The organism is Corallococcus caeni (assembly GCF_036245865.1).
GTDB classification, from domain to species: Bacteria; Myxococcota; Myxococcia; order Myxococcales; family Myxococcaceae; genus Corallococcus; species Corallococcus caeni.
This window is the reverse complement of sequence record NZ_BTTW01000001.1, coordinates 1,476,236-1,494,311: the sequence shown is the minus strand read 5'-3', so window position 1 is coordinate 1,494,311 and position 18,076 is coordinate 1,476,236. Positions and strand designations below refer to the sequence as shown.

Annotated in this window: 16 protein-coding genes; 10 read left to right on the top strand and 6 right to left on the bottom strand. The window is 68.3% G+C overall.

The features are described from left to right. Positions 1-98: 98 nt before the first annotated feature. The 4 genes from hsdR to AABA78_RS05960 are packed head-to-tail and all read left to right on the top strand — an operon-like array spanning position 99 to position 7,334. Positions 99-3,485 (top strand): type I restriction-modification system endonuclease, encoded by a 3,387-nt coding sequence (gene hsdR / locus AABA78_RS05975; RefSeq protein WP_338262012.1) that lies wholly within the window; start codon positions 99-101, stop codon positions 3,483-3,485. Continuing rightward, positions 3,482-4,912, top strand: coding sequence for a class I SAM-dependent DNA methyltransferase (locus AABA78_RS05970; protein WP_338262011.1), 1,431 nt, complete (start codon positions 3,482-3,484; stop codon positions 4,910-4,912). The genes hsdR and AABA78_RS05970 overlap by 4 nt, the downstream gene beginning before the upstream one ends. Beyond that, positions 4,909-6,414: a restriction endonuclease subunit S gene (locus tag AABA78_RS05965; RefSeq protein WP_338262010.1), complete on the top strand. Its 1,506-nt coding sequence runs from the start codon at positions 4,909-4,911 to the stop codon at positions 6,412-6,414. Before AABA78_RS05970 ends, AABA78_RS05965 begins: the two co-directional genes overlap by 4 nt. A gap of 2 nt (positions 6,415-6,416) precedes the next feature. Further along, positions 6,417-7,334, top strand: coding sequence for a restriction endonuclease (locus AABA78_RS05960; protein WP_338262009.1), 918 nt, complete (start codon positions 6,417-6,419; stop codon positions 7,332-7,334). Positions 7,335-7,349: 15 nt separating this feature from the next. Here AABA78_RS05960 and AABA78_RS05955 read toward each other — a convergent pair whose 3' ends face one another. Together AABA78_RS05955 and AABA78_RS05950 are read right to left on the bottom strand one after the other, a co-directional pair. After that, positions 7,350-8,000 carry a ribonuclease HI family protein gene (locus AABA78_RS05955; protein WP_338262379.1) on the bottom strand — a complete coding sequence of 217 codons (651 nt, stop codon included), beginning with the start codon at positions 7,998-8,000 and terminating at the stop codon, positions 7,350-7,352. A 29-nt stretch (positions 8,001-8,029) separates the two neighbouring features. Then, positions 8,030-8,758: a zinc ribbon domain-containing protein gene (locus AABA78_RS05950; protein WP_338262008.1), complete on the bottom strand. Its 729-nt coding sequence runs from the start codon at positions 8,756-8,758 to the stop codon at positions 8,030-8,032. Between the two features lie 161 nt (positions 8,759-8,919). Here AABA78_RS05950 and AABA78_RS05945 point away from each other — a divergent pair, with 161 nt between their 5' ends. Both AABA78_RS05945 and AABA78_RS05940 read left to right on the top strand, forming a co-directional pair. Continuing rightward, complete coding sequence (locus AABA78_RS05945) at positions 8,920-9,720, top strand: carboxypeptidase regulatory-like domain-containing protein (protein WP_338262007.1); 801 nt, start codon at positions 8,920-8,922, stop codon at positions 9,718-9,720. Positions 9,721-9,906: 186 nt separating this feature from the next. Further along, positions 9,907-10,065, top strand: coding sequence for a hypothetical protein (locus AABA78_RS05940; RefSeq protein ID WP_158617183.1), 159 nt, complete (start codon positions 9,907-9,909; stop codon positions 10,063-10,065). Between the two features lie 153 nt (positions 10,066-10,218). Here AABA78_RS05940 and AABA78_RS05935 read toward each other — a convergent pair whose 3' ends face one another. Further along, a complete protein-coding gene (locus AABA78_RS05935) occupies positions 10,219-10,509 on the bottom strand; it encodes a TIGR02300 family protein (RefSeq protein ID WP_338262006.1) in 291 nt (96 codons plus the stop codon). Between the two features lie 140 nt (positions 10,510-10,649). On the opposite strand from AABA78_RS05935, the gene AABA78_RS05930 reads away from it, so the two are divergent. Then, positions 10,650-11,924: a GYF domain-containing protein gene (locus tag AABA78_RS05930; protein ID WP_338262005.1), complete on the top strand. Its 1,275-nt coding sequence runs from the start codon at positions 10,650-10,652 to the stop codon at positions 11,922-11,924. A 106-nt stretch (positions 11,925-12,030) separates the two neighbouring features. On the opposite strand, the gene AABA78_RS05925 is transcribed toward AABA78_RS05930, so the two are convergent. From AABA78_RS05925 to AABA78_RS05915, 3 genes are read right to left on the bottom strand one after another with little or no spacing between them, the layout of a single operon-like run. Beyond that, positions 12,031-12,291: a DUF3006 domain-containing protein gene (locus AABA78_RS05925; protein WP_338262004.1), complete on the bottom strand. Its 261-nt coding sequence runs from the start codon at positions 12,289-12,291 to the stop codon at positions 12,031-12,033. Continuing rightward, positions 12,288-13,664, bottom strand: coding sequence for a ComEC/Rec2 family competence protein (locus AABA78_RS05920; RefSeq protein ID WP_338262003.1), 1,377 nt, complete (start codon positions 13,662-13,664; stop codon positions 12,288-12,290). The genes AABA78_RS05925 and AABA78_RS05920 overlap by 4 nt, the downstream gene beginning before the upstream one ends. Then, positions 13,661-14,902 (bottom strand): ComEC/Rec2 family competence protein, encoded by a 1,242-nt coding sequence (locus tag AABA78_RS05915; protein ID WP_338262002.1) that lies wholly within the window; start codon positions 14,900-14,902, stop codon positions 13,661-13,663. The genes AABA78_RS05920 and AABA78_RS05915 overlap by 4 nt, the downstream gene beginning before the upstream one ends. A gap of 112 nt (positions 14,903-15,014) precedes the next feature. Here AABA78_RS05915 and deoC point away from each other — a divergent pair, with 112 nt between their 5' ends. Genes deoC through AABA78_RS05900 form a run of 3 tightly spaced genes read left to right on the top strand, consistent with a single transcriptional unit; the run spans position 15,015 to position 18,054 of the window. Continuing rightward, positions 15,015-15,875 (top strand): deoxyribose-phosphate aldolase, encoded by an 861-nt coding sequence (gene deoC, locus AABA78_RS05910; protein ID WP_338262001.1) that lies wholly within the window; start codon positions 15,015-15,017, stop codon positions 15,873-15,875. Between the two features lie 21 nt (positions 15,876-15,896). Beyond that, on the top strand, positions 15,897-16,292 hold the full coding sequence (locus AABA78_RS05905; protein WP_171416631.1) for a TraR/DksA C4-type zinc finger protein: 396 nt from the start codon (positions 15,897-15,899) through the stop codon (positions 16,290-16,292). A gap of 34 nt (positions 16,293-16,326) precedes the next feature. Next, positions 16,327-18,054 (top strand): phospho-sugar mutase, encoded by a 1,728-nt coding sequence (locus AABA78_RS05900; RefSeq protein ID WP_338262000.1) that lies wholly within the window; start codon positions 16,327-16,329, stop codon positions 18,052-18,054. The last annotated feature ends 22 nt before the right edge of the window (positions 18,055-18,076 follow it).

The window sequence follows — 18,076 nt, the reverse complement described above, 5'->3', positions numbered from 1 at the left end:
GGAAGGAGTGCTGCCATCCGAGTTGGCAGGGGTGGCTTGGACCCAGCACCCCTCCCTCCGGATCTCGGGAAGCTGTGAACATTCGGTAGAGTTGTGAGGTGCCTGCTCCCCAGCCGCGCTCCGCGAACTTCGATTTCCTGAGTACCCACGACCCGTTGCTCGTCGCGCTAGGGGCTCAGGCAGAGCGTTACTTCGCCGAAGATCCGACCACCTGCCTGATGAAGCTCCGGCAGTTCGCGGAGGTCCTCGCCCAGCGAGCCGCCGCGAACCTTGGCCTGCTCGCTTCACCGGACCAGAACCAGGTGGATCTCATCCGTGCACTGGACTCGCGCGGCGCGCTGACCGTCGAGGTCCGGCAGGTCTTCCATGGGCTTCGGCGAGCCGGGAACGCCGCCGCGCATGAGGTCCGGGGAACGCACAGTGAAGCGCTCCACGGGCTGAAGATTGCCCGGGTGCTGGCCATCTGGTTCCACCGGACCTTCAGCAAGGAGCGCAACTTCAACCCTGGGCCGTTCATCCCGCCCCCTGATCCAGCGCAGGAGAGCAAGGCGCTCGCGCAGGAGCTGGAACGACTTCGAAGCCAACTGGCGCAGGCGAAGCTGGGTGCCGAAGCCTCCCTGGCCGCGGCAGCCGAGGAAGCCCGGCGGCGTCTTTCGGCAGAGGAGAGGGCCCGCAAGGATGCCGAGGAGCGCGAACTCTGGCAGTCGCTCGCCGGGGAGGCCGAGGCGAAGCTCCGCGCCGGGCTCGACGCTGCACAGGTCAAGGCGGAGGCGATGCCTTCCAAGCAACTGGACCTCCTGGTCCAACACGCCCAGTCCGCCGGTGCGGACCTGGACCTGGACGAGACCGACACGCGCAAGCTGATCGACGCGCAGCTTCGTCAGGTGAGCTGGGAGGCCGACTCGCAGACCCTCACCTTCGCGGCGGGCGTCCGGCCGCAGCGTGGCCGCAACCTGGCCATCGCGGAGTGGCCCACCGCGAGCGGTCCTGCGGACTACGTCCTCTTCGCCGGTCTGGAGGTCCTGGCCGTGGTGGAAGCGAAGCGCCGGAGCAAGGACGTGCCGGGCGCCATTCAGCAAGCGAAGCGGTACAGCGAGGGCTATCGGCACCAGGGCGACGAGGTCCTTCCAGGTGGACCCTGGGGCAAATACCAGGTGCCCTTCCTCTTCGCGACGAACGGCAGGCCGTACCTGCGCCAGCTGGAGTTGAAGAGTGGGATCCACTTCCTCGATGCGCGGCGTCCTACCAACCATTCCCGAGCCCTCGTCGACTGGTACTCACCAGAAGGCCTGAAGGGCTTGCTCCAGCAGGACAAGGAGTCGTCCGAAGCGGCGCTGCGCGTGGAACCGACCGAGTACCTCGGCCTGCGCGACTACCAGCTCAAGGCGATTCACGCCGTCGAGGCCGCATTGGCGGACGGTCGCCGTGACTGCCTCATCGCTATGGCCACGGGCACGGGCAAGACGAGGACGTTCATCGGACTCGTGTACCGGCTCGTGAAGACCCGGCGCTTCCGCCGCGTACTCTTCCTCGTGGATCGCAGTGCCCTCGGCGAGCAGGCCATCAACGCCTTCAAGCACGCGCGTCTGGAGGGACTTCAGACCTTCACGGACATCTTCAACGTGAAGGGCATGGAGGACATCCGGCCGGACCCTGAGACCAAGCTCCACTTCGCCACGGTGCAGGGGATGGTGAAGCGGACCCTCTACAGCGACGACGGCGAGCGGCCGAAGGTGGACGACTACGACTGCATCGTCGTGGACGAGTGCCACCGCGGCTACACCCTCGACCGGGAGATGAGCGACACGGAGCTGAGCTTCCGGAGTCAGGACGACTACATCAGCACGTATCGCCGCGTCCTCGACCACTTCGACGCGGTGAAGATTGGACTCACGGCGACACCGGCCCTGCACACCACGCAGATTTTCGGCGAGCCGGTGTTCACGTACAGCTACCCGGAGGCGGTCATCGACGGCTGGCTCGTGGACCATGAGCCACCGGTTCGCATCACCACCGAGCTGTCCGAAGGTGGCATCCGCTGGGCCGCCGGCGAGCAGGCCGCGACGTGGAACGTCCAGGCCCAGAAGTTTGATCTCGTTCACATGCCGGACGAACTGTCCTTCGACGTGGATGCGTTCAACACCCGGGTCGTCACGGAGAACTTCAACCGTGTCATCTGCGAGGAGTTGGCGCGTCAGATTGATCCTGCCGCGGAGGGCAAGACCCTCATCTTCTGCGCCACGGACCATCACGCGGACATCGTGGTCGCGGCATTGAAGAAGGCGTTGGATGCGCAGTACGGGGGCGTGGACGATGACGCGGTGATGAAGATCACCGGCAGCTCGGACAAGCCGCTTCAGCTCATCCGCCGTTTCAAGAACGAGAAGCAGCCGAGATTCGCCGTCACCGTGGACCTGCTTACGACGGGCATCGACGTGCCGCCTATCGTGAACCTCGTGTTCTTGCGGCGGGTGAAGAGCCGCATCCTCTACGAGCAGATGCTGGGCCGGGGGACGCGCCGATGTGACGACATCGGCAAGGAGGTCTTCCGCGTCTTCGACGCCGTGGACCTCTATGCGGCCCTGAAGCCCTTCACGTCGATGAAGCCGGTCGTCGTGAATCCGTCCTTCACGTTCGTGCAGCTCGCCCAGGAGGTCCTGAGCCTCAAGGATGCAGAGGCCCAGCGGCAGGTGATTGACCAGTTCGTGGTCAAGCTCCAGCGCAAGCGGCAGTCCATCGAGCAGAAGTCCGCCGACCACTTCGAGGCCGCAGCCGGAATGCCCGTCGGTGACCTGTTGCTCTTCCTCCGGAGGAAGTCCTCGGCCGAGGTCGCGGCCTGGTTCTCAGCCCACAAGCAGGTGGGCGAGGTGCTCGATACGACCACGGGGCCCGTGCCGCCCATCTACGTCAGTCATCACGCGGACTCGCTGAAGTCCGTGGAGCGGGGCTACGGCGCGGGGCGTGTCAGGCCCGGTGATTACCTGAACGACTTCGGGACCTTTATCCGGAACAACCAGAACGTGCTCCCGGCGCTGATGGTGGTCTGCCAGCGGCCGCGTGAGCTGACGCGCCAGCAACTCAAGGAGCTGAAGCTGGCGCTCGACCGGGCGGGCTACAACGAGACTTCGCTCCAGACGGCATGGAGGGAGACGACCAACCAGGACATCACGGCCTCCATCATCGGTTTCATCCGCCAGCGGGCACTGGGAGAGGCGCTGGTCCCGTACTCCGAGCGTGTGGACCGTGCCTTGCGCAAGGTGCTGGAAGCGAAGGCCTGGACGCCACCGCAGCGGAAGTGGCTGGAGCGGATCGCCAAGCAGCTCAAGGTCGAGTCCGTCGTGGACAAGGACGCCTTCGACCAGGGCCAGTTCGGGGCCAGTGGTGGCTTCACGTACTTCAACAAGGTCTTCGAGGGCCGCTTGGAGCAGGTCCTTGCTGACCTGAACGACGCTCTCTGGCAACAAGGTGGCAAGGCAACCGGATGAACACCAACGCGAACGAACTCGTACAGAAGCTCTGGAACCTCTGCTCCCTCCTCCGCGAAGACGGGGTGACCTACCACCAGTACGTCGCCGAGCTGGCCTTCGTGCTGTTCCTGAAGATGGCGAAGGAGAAGAAGCGAGAGGAACAGCTTCCCAAGGGCTACCGCTGGGATGACCTAGTCAAGCGTGAGGGGATGGATCAGCTCCAATTCTATCGGGAGATGCTCCTCAAGCTTGGTACTCATCATGACAGGCGCGTTCAGGACATCTATGCGGACGCCAGTACATCGCTGAGGCATCCGAAGAACTTGAACGCGCTCGTAAAGGCCCTGGATGCGCTCGATTGGTACGGGGTGGACCGCGAGAACCTCGGCGACCTCTACGAAGGGCTCCTGGAGAAGAACGCCACGGAGGTGAAGTCCGGGGCGGGGCAGTACTTTACGCCTCGGCCTCTGGTGGACGCGATCATCGCCGTGGTGAAGCCTCAGCCCGGTGAGACCGTGCAGGACCCTGCAGCGGGAACGGGCGGGTTTCTCATCGCTGCCGACCGGCACGTCCGCTCACAGACAGACAACTACTTCGACCTCACGGAGAAGCAGCAAGCGTTCCAGCGCAGGCAGGCCTTCTACGGCGTGGAGTTGGTTCCTGAAACCCGTCGTCTGGCGCTGATGAACATGGCCCTGCACGACTTGGAGGGGGAGCTGATTCTCGGCGACACGCTCTCGCCGGTCGGGCGCGACCTCCCGAAGGCTGACATCATCATCACGAACCCGCCGTTCGGGACCAAGAAGGGTGGCGGCAAGCCCGAGCGCGATGACTTCACATTCCCGACTTCGAACAAGCAGCTTGCGTTCCTGGAGCACGTCTACCGGGGCCTGAAGCCCGGTGGTCGCGCAGCTGTTGTCGTTCCGGACAATGTGCTCTTCGAGGAAAACGTCGGCCAAGAGATCCGTGCTGACCTGATGGATAAATGCGACCTGCACACGGTCCTGCGACTGCCGACCGGCATCTTCTACGCGCAGGGGGTGAAGACCAACGTGCTGTTCTTTACCCGTGGCCAAACAGACAAGGGCAACACGAAAGCCGTCTGGTTCTACGACATGCGGACCAATGCCCCCTCCTATGGGAAACGGACCCCGTTCCTACGCGAGCACTTTACTGATTTCGAGAAGGTGTTCGGCGACGATGCTCACGGCAAGAGCAGGCGCAAGGACCAAGGCCCTGAAGGTCGCTTTCGGAAGTTCAGTCGCGAGGACATCAAAGCCCGAGGCGACAACCTTGACGTACTCTGGCTCAAGAATGAAGGACTCAGCCAGGGCGATGATGCGGCCGAGCCGGAGGCCATCGCCGCCGAGATTCGAGAGCAGCTTCAGACTGCAATAGGTGGGATCGAGGTATTGCAAAGGGTGCTTGCGGGTGAAGCCTCATGAAGTCCGAGCTACCTGTTGGCTGGGTGTACGCCAAGGCTTCCGATGTCTGCGTGTCGATTCCGAATGGCTCAACCCCGAAGGCGCACCTTATGGCGACCAGGGGCGATGTGCCCTTCGTGAAGGTTTACAACCTCACCTTCGACGGTTCGCTCGACTTCACCAGGGATCCGACGTTTGTCTCAAGAGAGACCCACGAGACGCTCCTACGACGGTCACGAGCTATGCCAGGGGATGTTCTTATGAACATCGTCGGCCCACCGCTCGGCAAGGTCTCGGTACTGCCCGACACTTTCCCCGAGTGGAACTTCAATCAGGCCATTGTTGCCTTCCGCGCCCGTTCAGAAGCCATTGATAATCGGTATTTGGCGAACTTCCTCAGTCATGAGGCTGAAGCTTGGGCCTCGAAATTCTCGAAGGCGACCGTCGGACAGCACAATGTGGCCGTATCAGACTGTAGGTCGCTGGAGGTTCCTCTTCCCCCCATCAATGAACAGCGCCGCATCGTCGCCAAGCTCGACGCCCTCCTGGCCCGTAGCCGTCACGCGAAGCAGGCCCTGGCCTCTATCCCAGCGCTGATCGAGAGATTCCGACAGTCAGTGCTCGCAGCTGCGTTCCGAGGCGACCTGACGCGAGATTGGCGCGAGCAAAACCCCGAAGTAGAGCCCGTCTCGACTCTGTTAGCGCGTGAAGCTAGAAGCACAAAACGGAGGGTATCACGTCAGGCCATTGCCCAGGCGAGAGCAGCAGGCGCGAAATTCGATGATCTGCCCTCAACGTGGGAGCTTACGTCAGTTGCTCGAGTTGCAGAACTCCAACCTGGATACGCCTTCAAGAGTTCGTGGTTCAGCGCTCAAGGTATTCGATTGCTTCGAGGAACCAACATTGTCCCTGGGGCAACTCGATGGGAAGACACTGTGCATCTCTCCGAGGAGAGAAGGCGAGAGTTTTCCGAATATGAGCTCCGAGCAGGCGATCTGGTTATTGCGATGGATCGTCCATTCGTCTCTGCTGGGTTGAAAATCGCGCGTTTGACCTCCAAAGACGTGCCGAGTCTGCTGCTCCAGCGTGTCGGTCGATTCCGACTCGGCAACGCGATTTATGAAGACTTCTTGCTGGCGTATCTGAATAGCGATCATTTCAAGTCACATATTCGAGATCAGGCAACTGGGACTCAGCTCCCGCATATCAGCGGAAATGACATCGAGTCTGCGCCACTGCCGCTCCCACCACTAGCTGAGCAGGAACAGATTAGCCGCCGAATCGGCGCAGCAATGGCTGCACTCGAACGCATGTCGCACGAGGTTACCTCAGCGACTTCGCGCATTGCTGTGCTCGAATCAACCATCCTTCAGCATGCATTCCGGGGCGAGCTTGTGCCCCAAGAGCCCTCCGACGAGCCCGCTTCAGCACTTCTCCAGCGGATCCGAGCAGAACGAGACAAACCTGGCGACAACGAACCTCGCCCGCGCTCGAAGCGGCGCCGCGATGCCAAGGTCGCCTGACCATGCCCATCCCTGACTTCCAGAGCGCAATGCTCCCGGTCCTTCGGCTCACCCAAGACGGCAAGGACCACACGCTTGGCGAAGCAGTGGAGGCCGTCGCCGTGGAGTTCAAGGCCACCGAGGAGGAGCGCAATGAACTGCTCCCCAGTGGCCGCCAGCGGCGGCTCCACAACCGCGTCGGTTGGGCGAAGACCTACTTGCAGAAGGCTGGCCTCGTTGAAGCCAACGGACGCGGGCGCTTCCGCATCACCCCGCGTGGCCGGCAGGTCCTTCAGGGCAAGCCGACGCGCGTCGACATGAAGTTCCTGGAGCAGTTTCCCGAGTACAACGCCTTCGCCGCCCTCAAGCACGACGCTCCGGACGCCGGGCCGTCGTCGGCAGAGCTTCCTGTCTCCAACGAGACTCCGGAAGAGATCCTCGAAGAGAGCTACCAGGAGCTGCGCCGCCGCCTCGCGGAAGAGCTGCTGGAGCGCATCAAGGCCTGCGACCCCCGGTTCTTCGAGAAGCTGGTCGTCGATCTCCTCGTCGCCATGGGCTACGGCGGCTCCCGCAAGGACGCGGGGCAGGCCGTTGGCCAGAGCGGCGACGAGGGCATCGACGGCATCATCAAGGAAGACCGCCTGGGGCTCGACGTCGTCTACATCCAGGCGAAGCGGTGGAACAACACCGTGGGCCGCCCCGTGGTCCAGGCGTTCGCCGGCAGCCTTGAAGGACAACGCGCTCGCAAGGGCGTGCTCATCACGACTTCGGACTTCAGCCGCGAGGCTCGCGACTACGTGAAGCACATCGAGAAGAAGATCGTCCTCATCGACGGCGGTGAACTCGCCAAGTTGATGATCGACAGTGGCGTCGGAGTGACCGAGGTCGCCACGTACACGGTGAAGAGGTTGGACCTGGACTACTTCGGCGACGAGGAGTAGCGCCCGCGCTCCGGGCTACATCCGCTCGTCGATGGCGCGGTTGCTCATCTCGTCCGCCTCCGCGTTCTGCGCGCGGGGAACGTGGGCGAGCTTCACCTTGCCGAAGGTCGCGAGCAGCTTCTGCGCCTCCAGGAACAAGGGCTTCAGCGTGGGGCTCTTCACCTGGTAGCGCCCACCCAGCTGACGGATGAGCAGCTCGCTGTCCGCGAACACCTCCACCTCGCGGGCTCCCAGGCTCTTCGCGTGCTGCAGGCCGATGAGCAAGCCCATGTACTCGGCGTAGTTGTTCGTCTGGTGCCCCAGGAACTTGCCCAGGCGCGCCACCACCGCGCCCTCGGTGTTCATCAGCACCGCTCCCGCGCCGGCGGGGCCCGGGTTGCCTCGCGCCGCTCCGTCCGAATAGACGCGCACGCGGTTCAACGCTCCACCCGCCGCCGGGCCCACGGCCTCGATGCTGGGAACAGTGGAGACGGGCTCCGCCATCGGGGCGGGCTCCGAATCGGGAGCCTCGGCCTCGCGCGGACCGCCGCCCAGCTGCTCTGCGGCTTCGTCCAGCAGCTGGCCCAGGTGCTCGCGGGTGAGCCCGCGAAAGGCGCGCACCGTCGCCGTCAGCGGCTCCTCACGGGCGATGTGACGGAGGACGTCGACGAGCGAAGGGGGCGGCATGGGCGAAGGGAGCGAAGCAGGCACCGCCGTTACTTCTCGGCGGGCTTCTCCTGCAGCGCTTCGATGGCGAAGATGATGCGGTTGCACGAGGGGCACACGTCGGTGCCCAGCGAGGTGCGCAGCATGTTGTACATCTGCGGGGGCAGGTTCATGTTGCAGCCCTGGCAGGTGCCGGCCACCACGCCCACCATCGCGGGCAGCTTCTTCTTGCGGATGACCTCGTAGCGGCGGAGCAGGGTGGCATCCACGTTCGCGGCGACTTCCGCGCGGCGCCCCTCCAGCTCCTTCACCTGGGACTCGGACTCGCCCAGCTTCCCGCGCAGGTCCGTCATCCGGCCCGACAGGCCCTGCTGCCTGGTGGCGTAGTCCGCCTCCTTGCCCTTGATGGCCTCGCGAGCCTGGCCCAGCTCCTTCACCTTCTCCGTGAGCGCCTCGGATTGGGTGAGGATGCCCTTCTTCGCGATGTCGATTTCGCGAGCGAGCGCCGAGTACTCACGCGTGGAGCGCTGGTCGGACAGGCGCTGCTCCCACTTCTTCACCTTGTCCTTCTCGTCCGTGATGTTCTGCTCGAGCAGGGCCTTCTGCTTCTCCAGGTCGGCCACGCGTGTCCGCTCGGCTTCGATGCCATTGCGCGCGACCCCCAGCTCCCGCTCCAGCTCGGAAATCTGGCGGGGATGCACGTCCGCCGCCTTCCGGAGCGAGGCGACCTCGAGGTCCACCTTCTGCAGCTCCGCCAAGGCCTTCAGTTTCTCCCGCAAGTTGCTGCCTCCCACACGGCCGCACCGACGCGCGGCTCGGCTCTTGTACCAACAAGGGTGCTGGGGTTCCAACGCGTAAATGGGGAGGCGTCCATCCCTATGTTCCCCGCCTGCCCCTTGAGCGTTTGAATCCGCTTCACGCACCCGTTAGACGAGGCCCCGTGTCCAGCCTCCGCCTCCGCCCCCTCCTGGCCCCCGCGCTCCTCCTCGCCGCGGCCTGCCGCGAAGCGCCACCCCCACCGACTCCCTCGGCCACGCCTCCTCCCACCGCCGTCGCGCCGCGCCCCACCGGGCCGGTGAAGTGGGGCGAAATCGAGGGCCGGGTGCTCCTCACCGGGACCCCTCCCCAGCCCTCCAGCGCACCGACCTCCGCCACCGTCGCCAGCGTGTGCGGCGACCAGGCGGAGGACCGCTCGCTCGTGGTGGGAGGCGAGGGCGCCCTGGCCCACGCCGTCGTCTCACTCCAGGACGGCGCGGGGCTGCCCGCCCCGGAGACGCCCGCGGCCCCGCCGGTGCTGGACCAGAAGCAGTGCCACTACGAGCCCCCCGCGCTCGCGGCGATGGCCGGCGGCGAGCTGCTGCTGCGCAACTCCGACCCGCTGGTGCACAACGTGCGCGCCCAGGCCGGGACGAACCGTTCGGTCTTCAACGTGGCCATGCCCCTGGAGGGCATGACCCTGCGCCGCCCGCTGCCCGCCGAACCGGGCACCGTCCAGGTCCGCTGCGACGTGCACCCGTGGATGCGCGCGGTGGTCCGCACCTTCAACCACCCGTACTTCACCACCACCGCCCCGGACGGGCGCTTCCGGATGCGCGTCCCCGAAGGGGCCCACACGCTCGTCTTCTGGCACGACCGGCTGCCGGAAACCTCCCGCACCGTCACCGTCCGTGCGGGGGAGACCGTGCAGGTCGATCAGACCTGGGGCGTGGAAGCGCTGCGTCAGGTCGGCTCGGGAAGGTAGGGCGCCCCTGACATGACTGTCGCGTGCGGAGCCCATGGAACGAAAGCGTCGGTCCGGGGTTCCGTATAAGTGCCGGGAAGCACGCCCCCTGTTCAGACTTCTGTCTTGGTGGCAAAATTGCTTTCAGGGAAGCCAACACTTCCGCGAGGGGGACTCGTCATGCATCAGGCCAGGAAGCAACCCACGTTGTCCGCAGAGGTTGAGCGCCTGCCGCTGGGAGCCCGCCGCAAGGGCGCCCGTCCGGTGGGCATGCAGGAGATGGGGCCCAACCTCTACGAGAAGATCCAGAGCGCGCTCACCGAGCTGTCGCTGGTGTCGTCGCACGAGCGTCTGAGCGGCACCTGAGGTGACGTCCCGGAGCGGTGCGGGCCCCTTCCAGAGGGGGTCCCCGCTCCGGGGAGGCTGTTCCCGGCCCCGGAGAGCGGGCGGCGGGAAACGGCGAAAGGGCCCGCCCGAGCAGCTCGGGGGGCCCTGAAACCTTCAACCCTGGGTACGACCCTAGATGTCGTCGTCCTCGGCGGCGGGCGCCTCCTCGGCGTCCTCGTCATCGCCGAAGGTCTCGAGGCTCTCCTCGTCGTCCTCGACGGCGGGCGTCTCCTCGGGCTCGGGCTCGATGACCTTCGGAGCCGCGGCCAGGCGGCCACGCCGGCCCTCGGCGGGCTTGGCGACCACGTTCTCCCGCTGATCCGCCCCGCACTTGGGGCAGATGGGGTCCGGCTTCTTCATGTCGTAGAACTTCGTCCCGCACTTGTAGCAGCTGTGCTTGGTCCCGAGATCCTTCGCCGGCATGCGCCACCCTCGTAGAGCCTGGAGTGAAACAGAGGGCGGCTGAATAGATGGGCCGAAGAACAGAGTCAACCGTGTGTTTGCGCGGGAGATTTCTGGCGGTAGCATCCCCGCCGGTTTCCCCCGAGAGCCGGACGCCCCCTTTGAACTTCACCTGCGACAATTGCCAGAAGCGGTACTCCATTGCGGACGAGAAAGTCCGCGGCAAGACGGTCAAGGTCCGTTGCAAGAACTGCCAGAACGTCATCACCGTGGAAGGGCCCGCCGAGGAAGAGAGCACCCGCGTGGTGTCGCTCGCCGACGTGGAGCGCATCCGGGCCCAGGAGCGTTCGTTGGCGGGAGGTGGGGGTGCCGCCGCCGCGCCCGCGCCCGCCCCGGCTCCGGTGGCCGCCGCGGCAGCTCCTGCGCCCCTGGCCAGACCTCCTGCGTCGGCTCCCCAGACGCCCTGGGACGATGAGCCCACGCGCACCGCGCCTCCCCGCCAGACCGCCGGGGCGCCGTGGTTCGTGATGGTGCGCAACAAGCAGGAGGGCCCGCTGGACGAGACGGCCGTGGCCGAGTGGATGGCCGCGGGCACCATCAGCGCGCGCAGCTTCTTCTGGCGCCAGGGCATGCCGGACTGGAAGCGCGGTTCGGACATCCCGGAGCTGGCGGCGCTGCTCGCGCCCGCCGCGCCGCCGGAGCCGCCTCCGCCGCCGCCCGAGCCGCCGCCCGTGGCCGTCGCGCCCCCGCCGCCCGCGCGCGCCGCGCCCGCCCGCCGGGAGCCGGAGCCCCAGCAGCCCTTCTACGCCGAGAACGAGCCCGGTCCCTCCGAGGACGACAACGGTGGGTTCGAGCGCGACGGCGACGAGGAGGAGGGCACGCTCTTCGGCAACAACCGGCAGGCGCCCGCCCCGGTGGCCACGCCCGCTCCGCGCCGTGCGGCGGCGGCGCCCATGGAGGATGCCCCCGCCGCGAGCGGCGCGCCCCTCAACGAGCTGTTCTCCGACCTGGACCTGCCCGGCAACCGGGGCGACGGTTCGGACGAGGAGGACCCCGGTCAGGACGAGACGCGCGAGGATCCGCGCGGCGACGAAGAGGAGGAGGACGCGCGCCAGCTGGACTCGAAGGCCGCGCGCAAGCGTCCGGTGGTGCCCGCGCGCCGTGGCAGCCCGCTGAAGGTGGTGGCGCTGGTGCTGCTGCTGCTCATCGTCCTGCCGGTGGTGGCGCTGTTCGGCCTCTCGGCGGCGGGCATGCTGCCTCCCGCCCTGGCGGACGTGGTCAACAAGGTGACCGGCAAGGCGCCGCCGCCCGTGGCCCCGACTCCGGCGCCGCGTCAGGCCGCTCCCGCGCCGGGGGCCGCCGAGCCCGTGGCGCCTCCGCAGGGCAGCGCGGCGGGTGGTGAGGCCGCGGCTCCGGCGGAAGGTTCCACGCCGTAGTCGATGGATGAGGTGGGCCTGCTTCCGCGTCACGCGGTGAGCAGGCCCTCCCACCGCGTCCTGTTCCGGCCGGCTGACCCGGGACGTCGAGCAGGACGCTTCCGTCTCAGAGGTCGAAGTCACCCGCGGGCGGCTTCTTGCCGCGCATCGCGCGTTCCCTCGCGGCGCGGACGTCGTCGCGCAGGGACTCGGTGGCTTCGGTGTCCACCGTTCCGGTCTCCAGGTCCACGACGTCGCCTTCGCGCACGCCGGACGGCAGGGTGCTCAGGGCGCGGGTCACCTGCTGACCGTCCACCACCAGCACGGCGACGTCATCCTCGATGCGGTCCACCGTGGCCCTGGACCGGGGCTTCGTCTTCTTCGTCACGGGTCACAGTCTCCCGCGGGCTTGCGGCCCGACTTCACCGCCGCATCACGCGTGCTCCACGTGAGCAGGTTCTCCGGATTGATGAGCTTCACGCTCCGGCAGGTTGCCTTGTGGAAGATCTGCTTGTTCTTGCTCGCCATGTAACTGTCCGACATGGAGGCCCTGCTGGACGACGAGCGCACCGCCTTCTCCGGCGCTTCCGTCCGCGTGCCCTTGCGCGCGGTGGGCAGGTCATCCACGTCCATTACGTTGCTGGCGCGGGCCGCGCTGTCCCGCGGCGCCTCGACGACTCGCGCGGGCTCCGTCCGGACGGCGGGAGGCGGCTCGGTGGGCGTCGGCTTCACCGGCGGCGCGGGCTTCACCGTCCGCACCAGTGGGGGGCGCGGATCCAACCCCGGGAAGATGCGCCGCGCGGAGGAGGGCTCCCCCGGTGAGGGACGCTGGAGCGAGAGCTCGAACTGCTTGCCGTCGCTCACCGCGTGCACTTCGCCGTTCAGGTCCGTGCGGAACGTCCGCGCATCCACGCCGCGCAGCCGCGCGAGCAGCTCCTTCACCTTCGGGTTCTTCCCCAGGCCGTCATCCCCGCTCATCACCGCCGCCTGGGGCCGCACCTCCTCCAGGTACGCCTGCGAATTCGCCCCCTCCACGCCGGGCGAGCCGACCTTCAGCAGCGTGGCGGAGGACAGCAGCCCGCGCTCCAGGAGCCGGGCCTCCGTCTCCCCGCGCGCGCCGCCCGCGAAGACGACCGACGTGTCGTCGTACGTCAGGCGCAGCACGATGGAGTTCGCCGCGTTGCGCCCCTCCGCGTCCGCGGCCCCCTTCAGCAGCGGCTCCGCGGGCGCGCGGGGCCAGAGCACCGTGAGGTTCACCCGGTCCTCCAGCGTCAGCCGGACCAGCTCCTTGGGCGCGGACGAGGACGGCGCGGGCGAGAAGATCTGCACCCCTCGCGACCCGACGGCCGTCAGCAGCGCGTCGTAGGCCTTCGACGTGTCGGGCAGCTGCGGCTCCATCAACCGCCGCGCCCCCACGCGCTTGAGCACCGCCTCCAGCGCGCCGTGGTGCCTCGGATCCGGCTGCGTGAGGACCACCAGGTCCAGCTCCCGGCGCAGCAGCTCGGGCAGCCGGTTCACCAGGTGCGACTCGGCGGACGCGGGCCCCGAGTCCACCAGCACCGTGTTGCCTCGCGGCGTGACGATGAGCGCGGCGTCCCCCGCGCCCACGTCGAAGAAGTACACGTGGAGCTTCCCGTCCGGCGCGCCGCCGAAGTAGCGCGACTTCTCCGGGGCGGCCTGCGCGGGCGGCGCGGACGGCTGCTGCTGACAGGCCAGGGAGGCGAGCAGCAGCCCCACTCCCAGCGCGATGCGGGCCTTCATGGATGACAGTCCTCGGCGGGGCGGCGCTCACGCAGGGCGTCGGCGCGGCTGGAGTAGACGGTGCGCTCGTTCTTCGAGCGCTTCAAGGTCGAGCAGCTCTCGCGGTGGAACACCTTGCTGCCCTTCAGGGACACGTAGCGCTCCCCCGTGGCAGCGGCCGTGCCCGTGGGCGCCGAGGGCTCCACCGGCGTCCGGGACCGGGACGTGCCCGGCTCCGGTTCCTTCTCCACGGAGCGGCCAGCGCGGCCGTGCGGCGTGGGTTCGATGGGGCCGAGCGCCACCGGGCTCCCCGCCCGCTGGGTGCCGGACAGGCTCGCGGCCCCGGCACCGCCCTTCGCCGAGCGCAGCGTCACGGTGGTGCCGTCGCTCACCGCCATCACCTCGCCGTCCTGGTCGGTGCGGAAGGTGCGCGCGCGCACGTCTTTCAGCCGGCCCAGGACCTCCGGGCTCGGGTGGCCGTAGTCGTTGCCCACGCCGCAGGAGATGACCGCCGCCTGCGGCTTCACGCGCTCCAGGAAGGCCGCGGTGGAGGAGTGCTTGCCGCCGTGGTGCGCCACCTTCAGCACCGTGGCCGTGAGGTCCACGGGCTTCTGCAGCAGCACCGCCTCCGTGGGCGGCTCCGAGTCCCCCGTGAAGAGGAACGCCGTCTTCCCGTAGGTGAGCTTGGTGACGATGGAGTTCGCGTTCGCGTCCGAGCGCGTGTCCGCGAGGAACGCCTCCTGGGGCACGCGCGGCCAGAGCACCGTGAGCGCCACGCCTTCGCCCAGCCCCACGGTGAGCAGCGTCTGGGGCGAGGCCGGGTTGGGCTCCGGGCTCATCACCTGGCCCACCTCGTTGCCCACGAAGTCCAGCAGGTCGCGGTACGCCTCGCTCGGGTGGTCGAAGCCGGGGTCCATGAAGCGCTTCGCGCCCACAGCCTTCAAGGCCGAGCGCAGCCCGCCCAGGTGGTCCAGGTGCGGGTGGGTGAGGATGACCAGGTCCAGCGGTCCCTTCACCAGCTCCCGCAGCCGCGCCGCCAGCCGCGTGCTGGCCTCCGGAGGCCCGCCGTCGACGAGCACCGTCTTGCCCGTGGGCGACACGATGAGCGCGGCGTCTCCCTGGCCCACGTCGAGGAAGTAGACCGTGAGCCGCCCGGGAGCGGGGGAGGGGAGGGCCGGGGAGGCCGGAGCCGCCGCGTGGCCCGGCAGCGCCGCGAGGAGGAGGACAAGGAGTGCGAGCAGCCGCGCGAAGACCTTCACGGGTTGGAACTCTACAGCCCCGCTCCCCTTCGCGGCACCCCGTGCGTTGACGGACGCGCAGTCCTCCCGCGAGCGCTTCCCCGAGGGCCGGGAGTGGGCTAAGGGGCGCCGCATGCCGTCCGACGCCGAAGCCTTCTTCACCGTCCTGGAAGAGCTGGTCGACCAGGCCCGTCACCGTCTGCACGCCTGGAAGGTCCAGCAGGAAGCGGTGCCGCCCGCGCCCGCCGCCGTGCTGAACGCCGAGCCCCCGCGTCCGCCCGGTGTGAAGACCGCCACCGCGCGCGTGGACCCGGCCACCCTCGGCAAGGCCACGGACCTGGCGCAGTACATCGACCACACGCTGCTCAAGCCCGAGGCGCGCGCCGAGGACGTGGTGCGCGTGGCGGAGGAGGCCCGGCAGTACGGCTTCGCCACCGTGTGCGTGAACAGCTGCCACGTGGCCACCGCCGCGCGTGTGCTGGCCGGTTCGTCCGCCGTGCCCATCGCCGTGGTGGGCTTCCCGCTGGGCGCCGCGCTGTCGTCCGCGAAGGCCTTCGAGGCGCGCGAGGCCATCCGCGCCGGGGCGCGTGAAATCGACATGGTGATCAACCTGGGCGCGCTCAAGGCGCACGACTACCAGCGCGTGCACCAGGACATCGCCGCGGTGGTGGAGGCCAGCCACCCGCTGCCCGTGAAGGTCATCCTGGAGACGGGCCACCTCACGGACGAGGAGAAGGTCGTCGCGTGCGCGCTGTCCAAGGCCGCGGGCGCCGCGTTCGTGAAGACGTCCACCGGCTTCGGGCCCGGCGGCGCCACGGTGAAGGACATCGAGCTGATGCGCGCGGTGGTAGGGGACGAGGTGGGCGTGAAGGCCTCTGGTGGCGTGCGGTCCGCGGAGGACGCCGTGAAGCTCATCCGCGCGGGCGCCAACCGCCTGGGCGCCTCCGCGTCCGTGGCCATCGTCACCGGGCAGCTCTCCACCGCGCAGTACTGACCCCTTCCGGAGACGCGCACCGTGACCCCGAAGCAGCGAGAGGACTTCCTCCAGCAGTTGCTCGCGCTCCACGCGGAGCTGACCGGGAAGGCGCCCATGCGCATCGAGCCCAACCGCACCGACGAGGCGCGCGTGGGCGGCGACGAGGACGAGCAGCCCCTCAACGAGATGATGCAGACCATCGCCTCCAGCCGGAACCGCAACACGGACGGCACGCTGGCGCGCGTGGTGAAGGCGCTGGGCAAGCTGCGCGAGGACGCGGACTCCTTCGGCGAGTGCGAGGAGTGCGGCGAGGAGATTCCCATGGGTCGGCTCAAGGCCATGCCCTACGCGGAGTTCTGCGTCGCGTGTCAGAACAACAAGGATGGCCCCAAGGGGCCGGTGCGCCGCAAGCACCTCACCGACTACAAGGGCTGAAGAGGCCCCTTCTCCAACCACGAGGCAACGCGCGATGGACACCACCGGACTCAGGGAGCGGGCGGAGACCTGGCGCAAGGCGGATCCGGATCCGGAGACCCAGGCGGAGCTGGCCAATGTGCTCGCGAAGTCGGACTGGGCGGACCTGGCGGACCGCTTCGCGCAGGACCTGGAGTTCGGCACCGCGGGCCTGCGCGGCGTGCTGGGCGCCGGCCCCAACCGGATGAACCGCGCCGTCGTGCGCCGCACCACCGCGGGCCTGGCGCGCTACCTCAAGGCCACCGTGCCGGACGTCACCACGCGCGGCGTGGTGGTGGGCCGCGACGCGCGCCGCTTGAGCAAGGAGCTGGCGGAGGACACCGCCGCCGTGTTCGCCGCGGAGGGCATCCCCGCGCACGTCTTCCCGGAGCCGGTGCCCACGCCCGTCACCGCGTTCGCCGTGCTGCACCTCAACGCCGCCGCCGCGGTGATGGTCACGGCCAGCCACAACCCGCCCGAGTACAACGGCTACAAGGTCTACTGGGGCAACGGCGCTCAAATCGTCCCGCCGCAGGACGTGGGCATCGCGGACGCCATCGCGAAGGTGGAGCCCGCCAACAAAGTGCCCCTGCTCACGCCCGCCGAAGGCCGCGCGAAGGGGCTGTGGCGCGACCTGCCGGAGGACGTGGGCAACGCGTACCTGCGCGCCATCCTGGACCTGCGCCTGTTCCGCAAGGGCAGCGACACGCTGTCCATCGTCTACACCGCCATGCACGGCGTGGGCGGCGCGTGGGCGGCGCTCGCGCTCAAGGAGGCGGGCTTCCCGCGCATGACGCCGGTGGCCGAGCAGCAGCAGCCCGACGGCCGCTTCCCCACCGTGCGCTTCCCCAACCCGGAGGAGCCGGGCGCCATGGACCTGTCGCTCGCCACCGCGGAGCGCGTGAAGGCGGACCTGGTGCTCGCCAATGATCCGGACGCGGACCGGCTCGCGGTGATGGCGCGGGATGCCTCCGGGAAGCTGCGCATGCTCACCGGCAACGAGGTGGGCGTGCTGCTGGGCCACTACGTCCTCACGCAGGGCACCAAGCGTGCGCGCCCGCACGTCGTCACCACCATCGTGTCCTCCACGCAGCTGGGGGAGATCGCGCGCGGGCTGGACGCCGCGTACGACGAGGTCCTCACCGGCTTCAAGTGGATCGCCAACCGCGCGCTGGAGCGCACGGCGAAGGAAGGCACGCAGTTCGTCTTCGGCTACGAGGAGGCGCTCGGCTACACCGTGGGCACCGCCACGCGTGACAAGGACGGCGTGGGCGCGGCCCTGGTGATGGCGGACCTGGCCGCGTGGTGCGAGGCCCGTGGCACCACCGTCCTGGGGTACCTGGAGGAGATCCAGCGCCGCTTCGGCCTGCACGTGGGCGCCCAGCGCAACGTGACGCTCCCTGGCGCCGCCGGTGCGCAAACCATCCGCGCCATCATGGAGGCCTTCCGCGCCTCGCCGCCCGCGAACATCGGCGGCACCCGCGTGAGCGCCGTGCGCGACTACCAGAAGGGCGAGGGCGGCCTGCCCCCGTCCAACGTCGTCGCCTTCGCGCTGGAGGGCGGCGGCCGCGTCACCCTGCGCCCCTCCGGCACCGAGCCGAAAATCAAATACTACTTCGAGCACAAGGAGACGCCCGCCCCCGGCGAGCCGCTCCCCCAGGCCCGCCAGCGCGCGGAGGCGAAGCTCGCGGCCCTCATCGATGCCTTCCTGGTGCTGGCCCGCGAGCGTGGCCAACCCGCCTGAGTCCTGAATCACCCTTCAACTC

Excerpts from the sequence above, each read along its gene's own strand:
- AABA78_RS05970 (WP_338262011.1), top strand. The coding sequence starts at position 3,482 with ATGAACACCAACGCGAACGAACTCGTACAGAAGCTCTGGAACCTCTGC.
- AABA78_RS05965 (WP_338262010.1), top strand. The coding sequence starts at position 4,909 with ATGAAGTCCGAGCTACCTGTTGGCTGGGTGTACGCCAAGGCTTCCGAT.
- AABA78_RS05960 (WP_338262009.1), top strand. The coding sequence starts at position 6,417 with ATGCCCATCCCTGACTTCCAGAGCGCAATGCTCCCGGTCCTTCGGCTC.
- AABA78_RS05955 (WP_338262379.1), bottom strand. The coding sequence starts at position 8,000 with ATGCCGCCCCCTTCGCTCGTCGACGTCCTCCGTCACATCGCCCGTGAG.
- AABA78_RS05935 (WP_338262006.1), bottom strand. The coding sequence starts at position 10,509 with ATGCCGGCGAAGGATCTCGGGACCAAGCACAGCTGCTACAAGTGCGGG.
- AABA78_RS05920 (WP_338262003.1), bottom strand. The coding sequence starts at position 13,664 with ATGAAGGCCCGCATCGCGCTGGGAGTGGGGCTGCTGCTCGCCTCCCTG.
- deoC (WP_338262001.1), top strand. The coding sequence starts at position 15,015 with ATGCCGTCCGACGCCGAAGCCTTCTTCACCGTCCTGGAAGAGCTGGTC.
- AABA78_RS05900 (WP_338262000.1), top strand. The coding sequence starts at position 16,327 with ATGGACACCACCGGACTCAGGGAGCGGGCGGAGACCTGGCGCAAGGCG.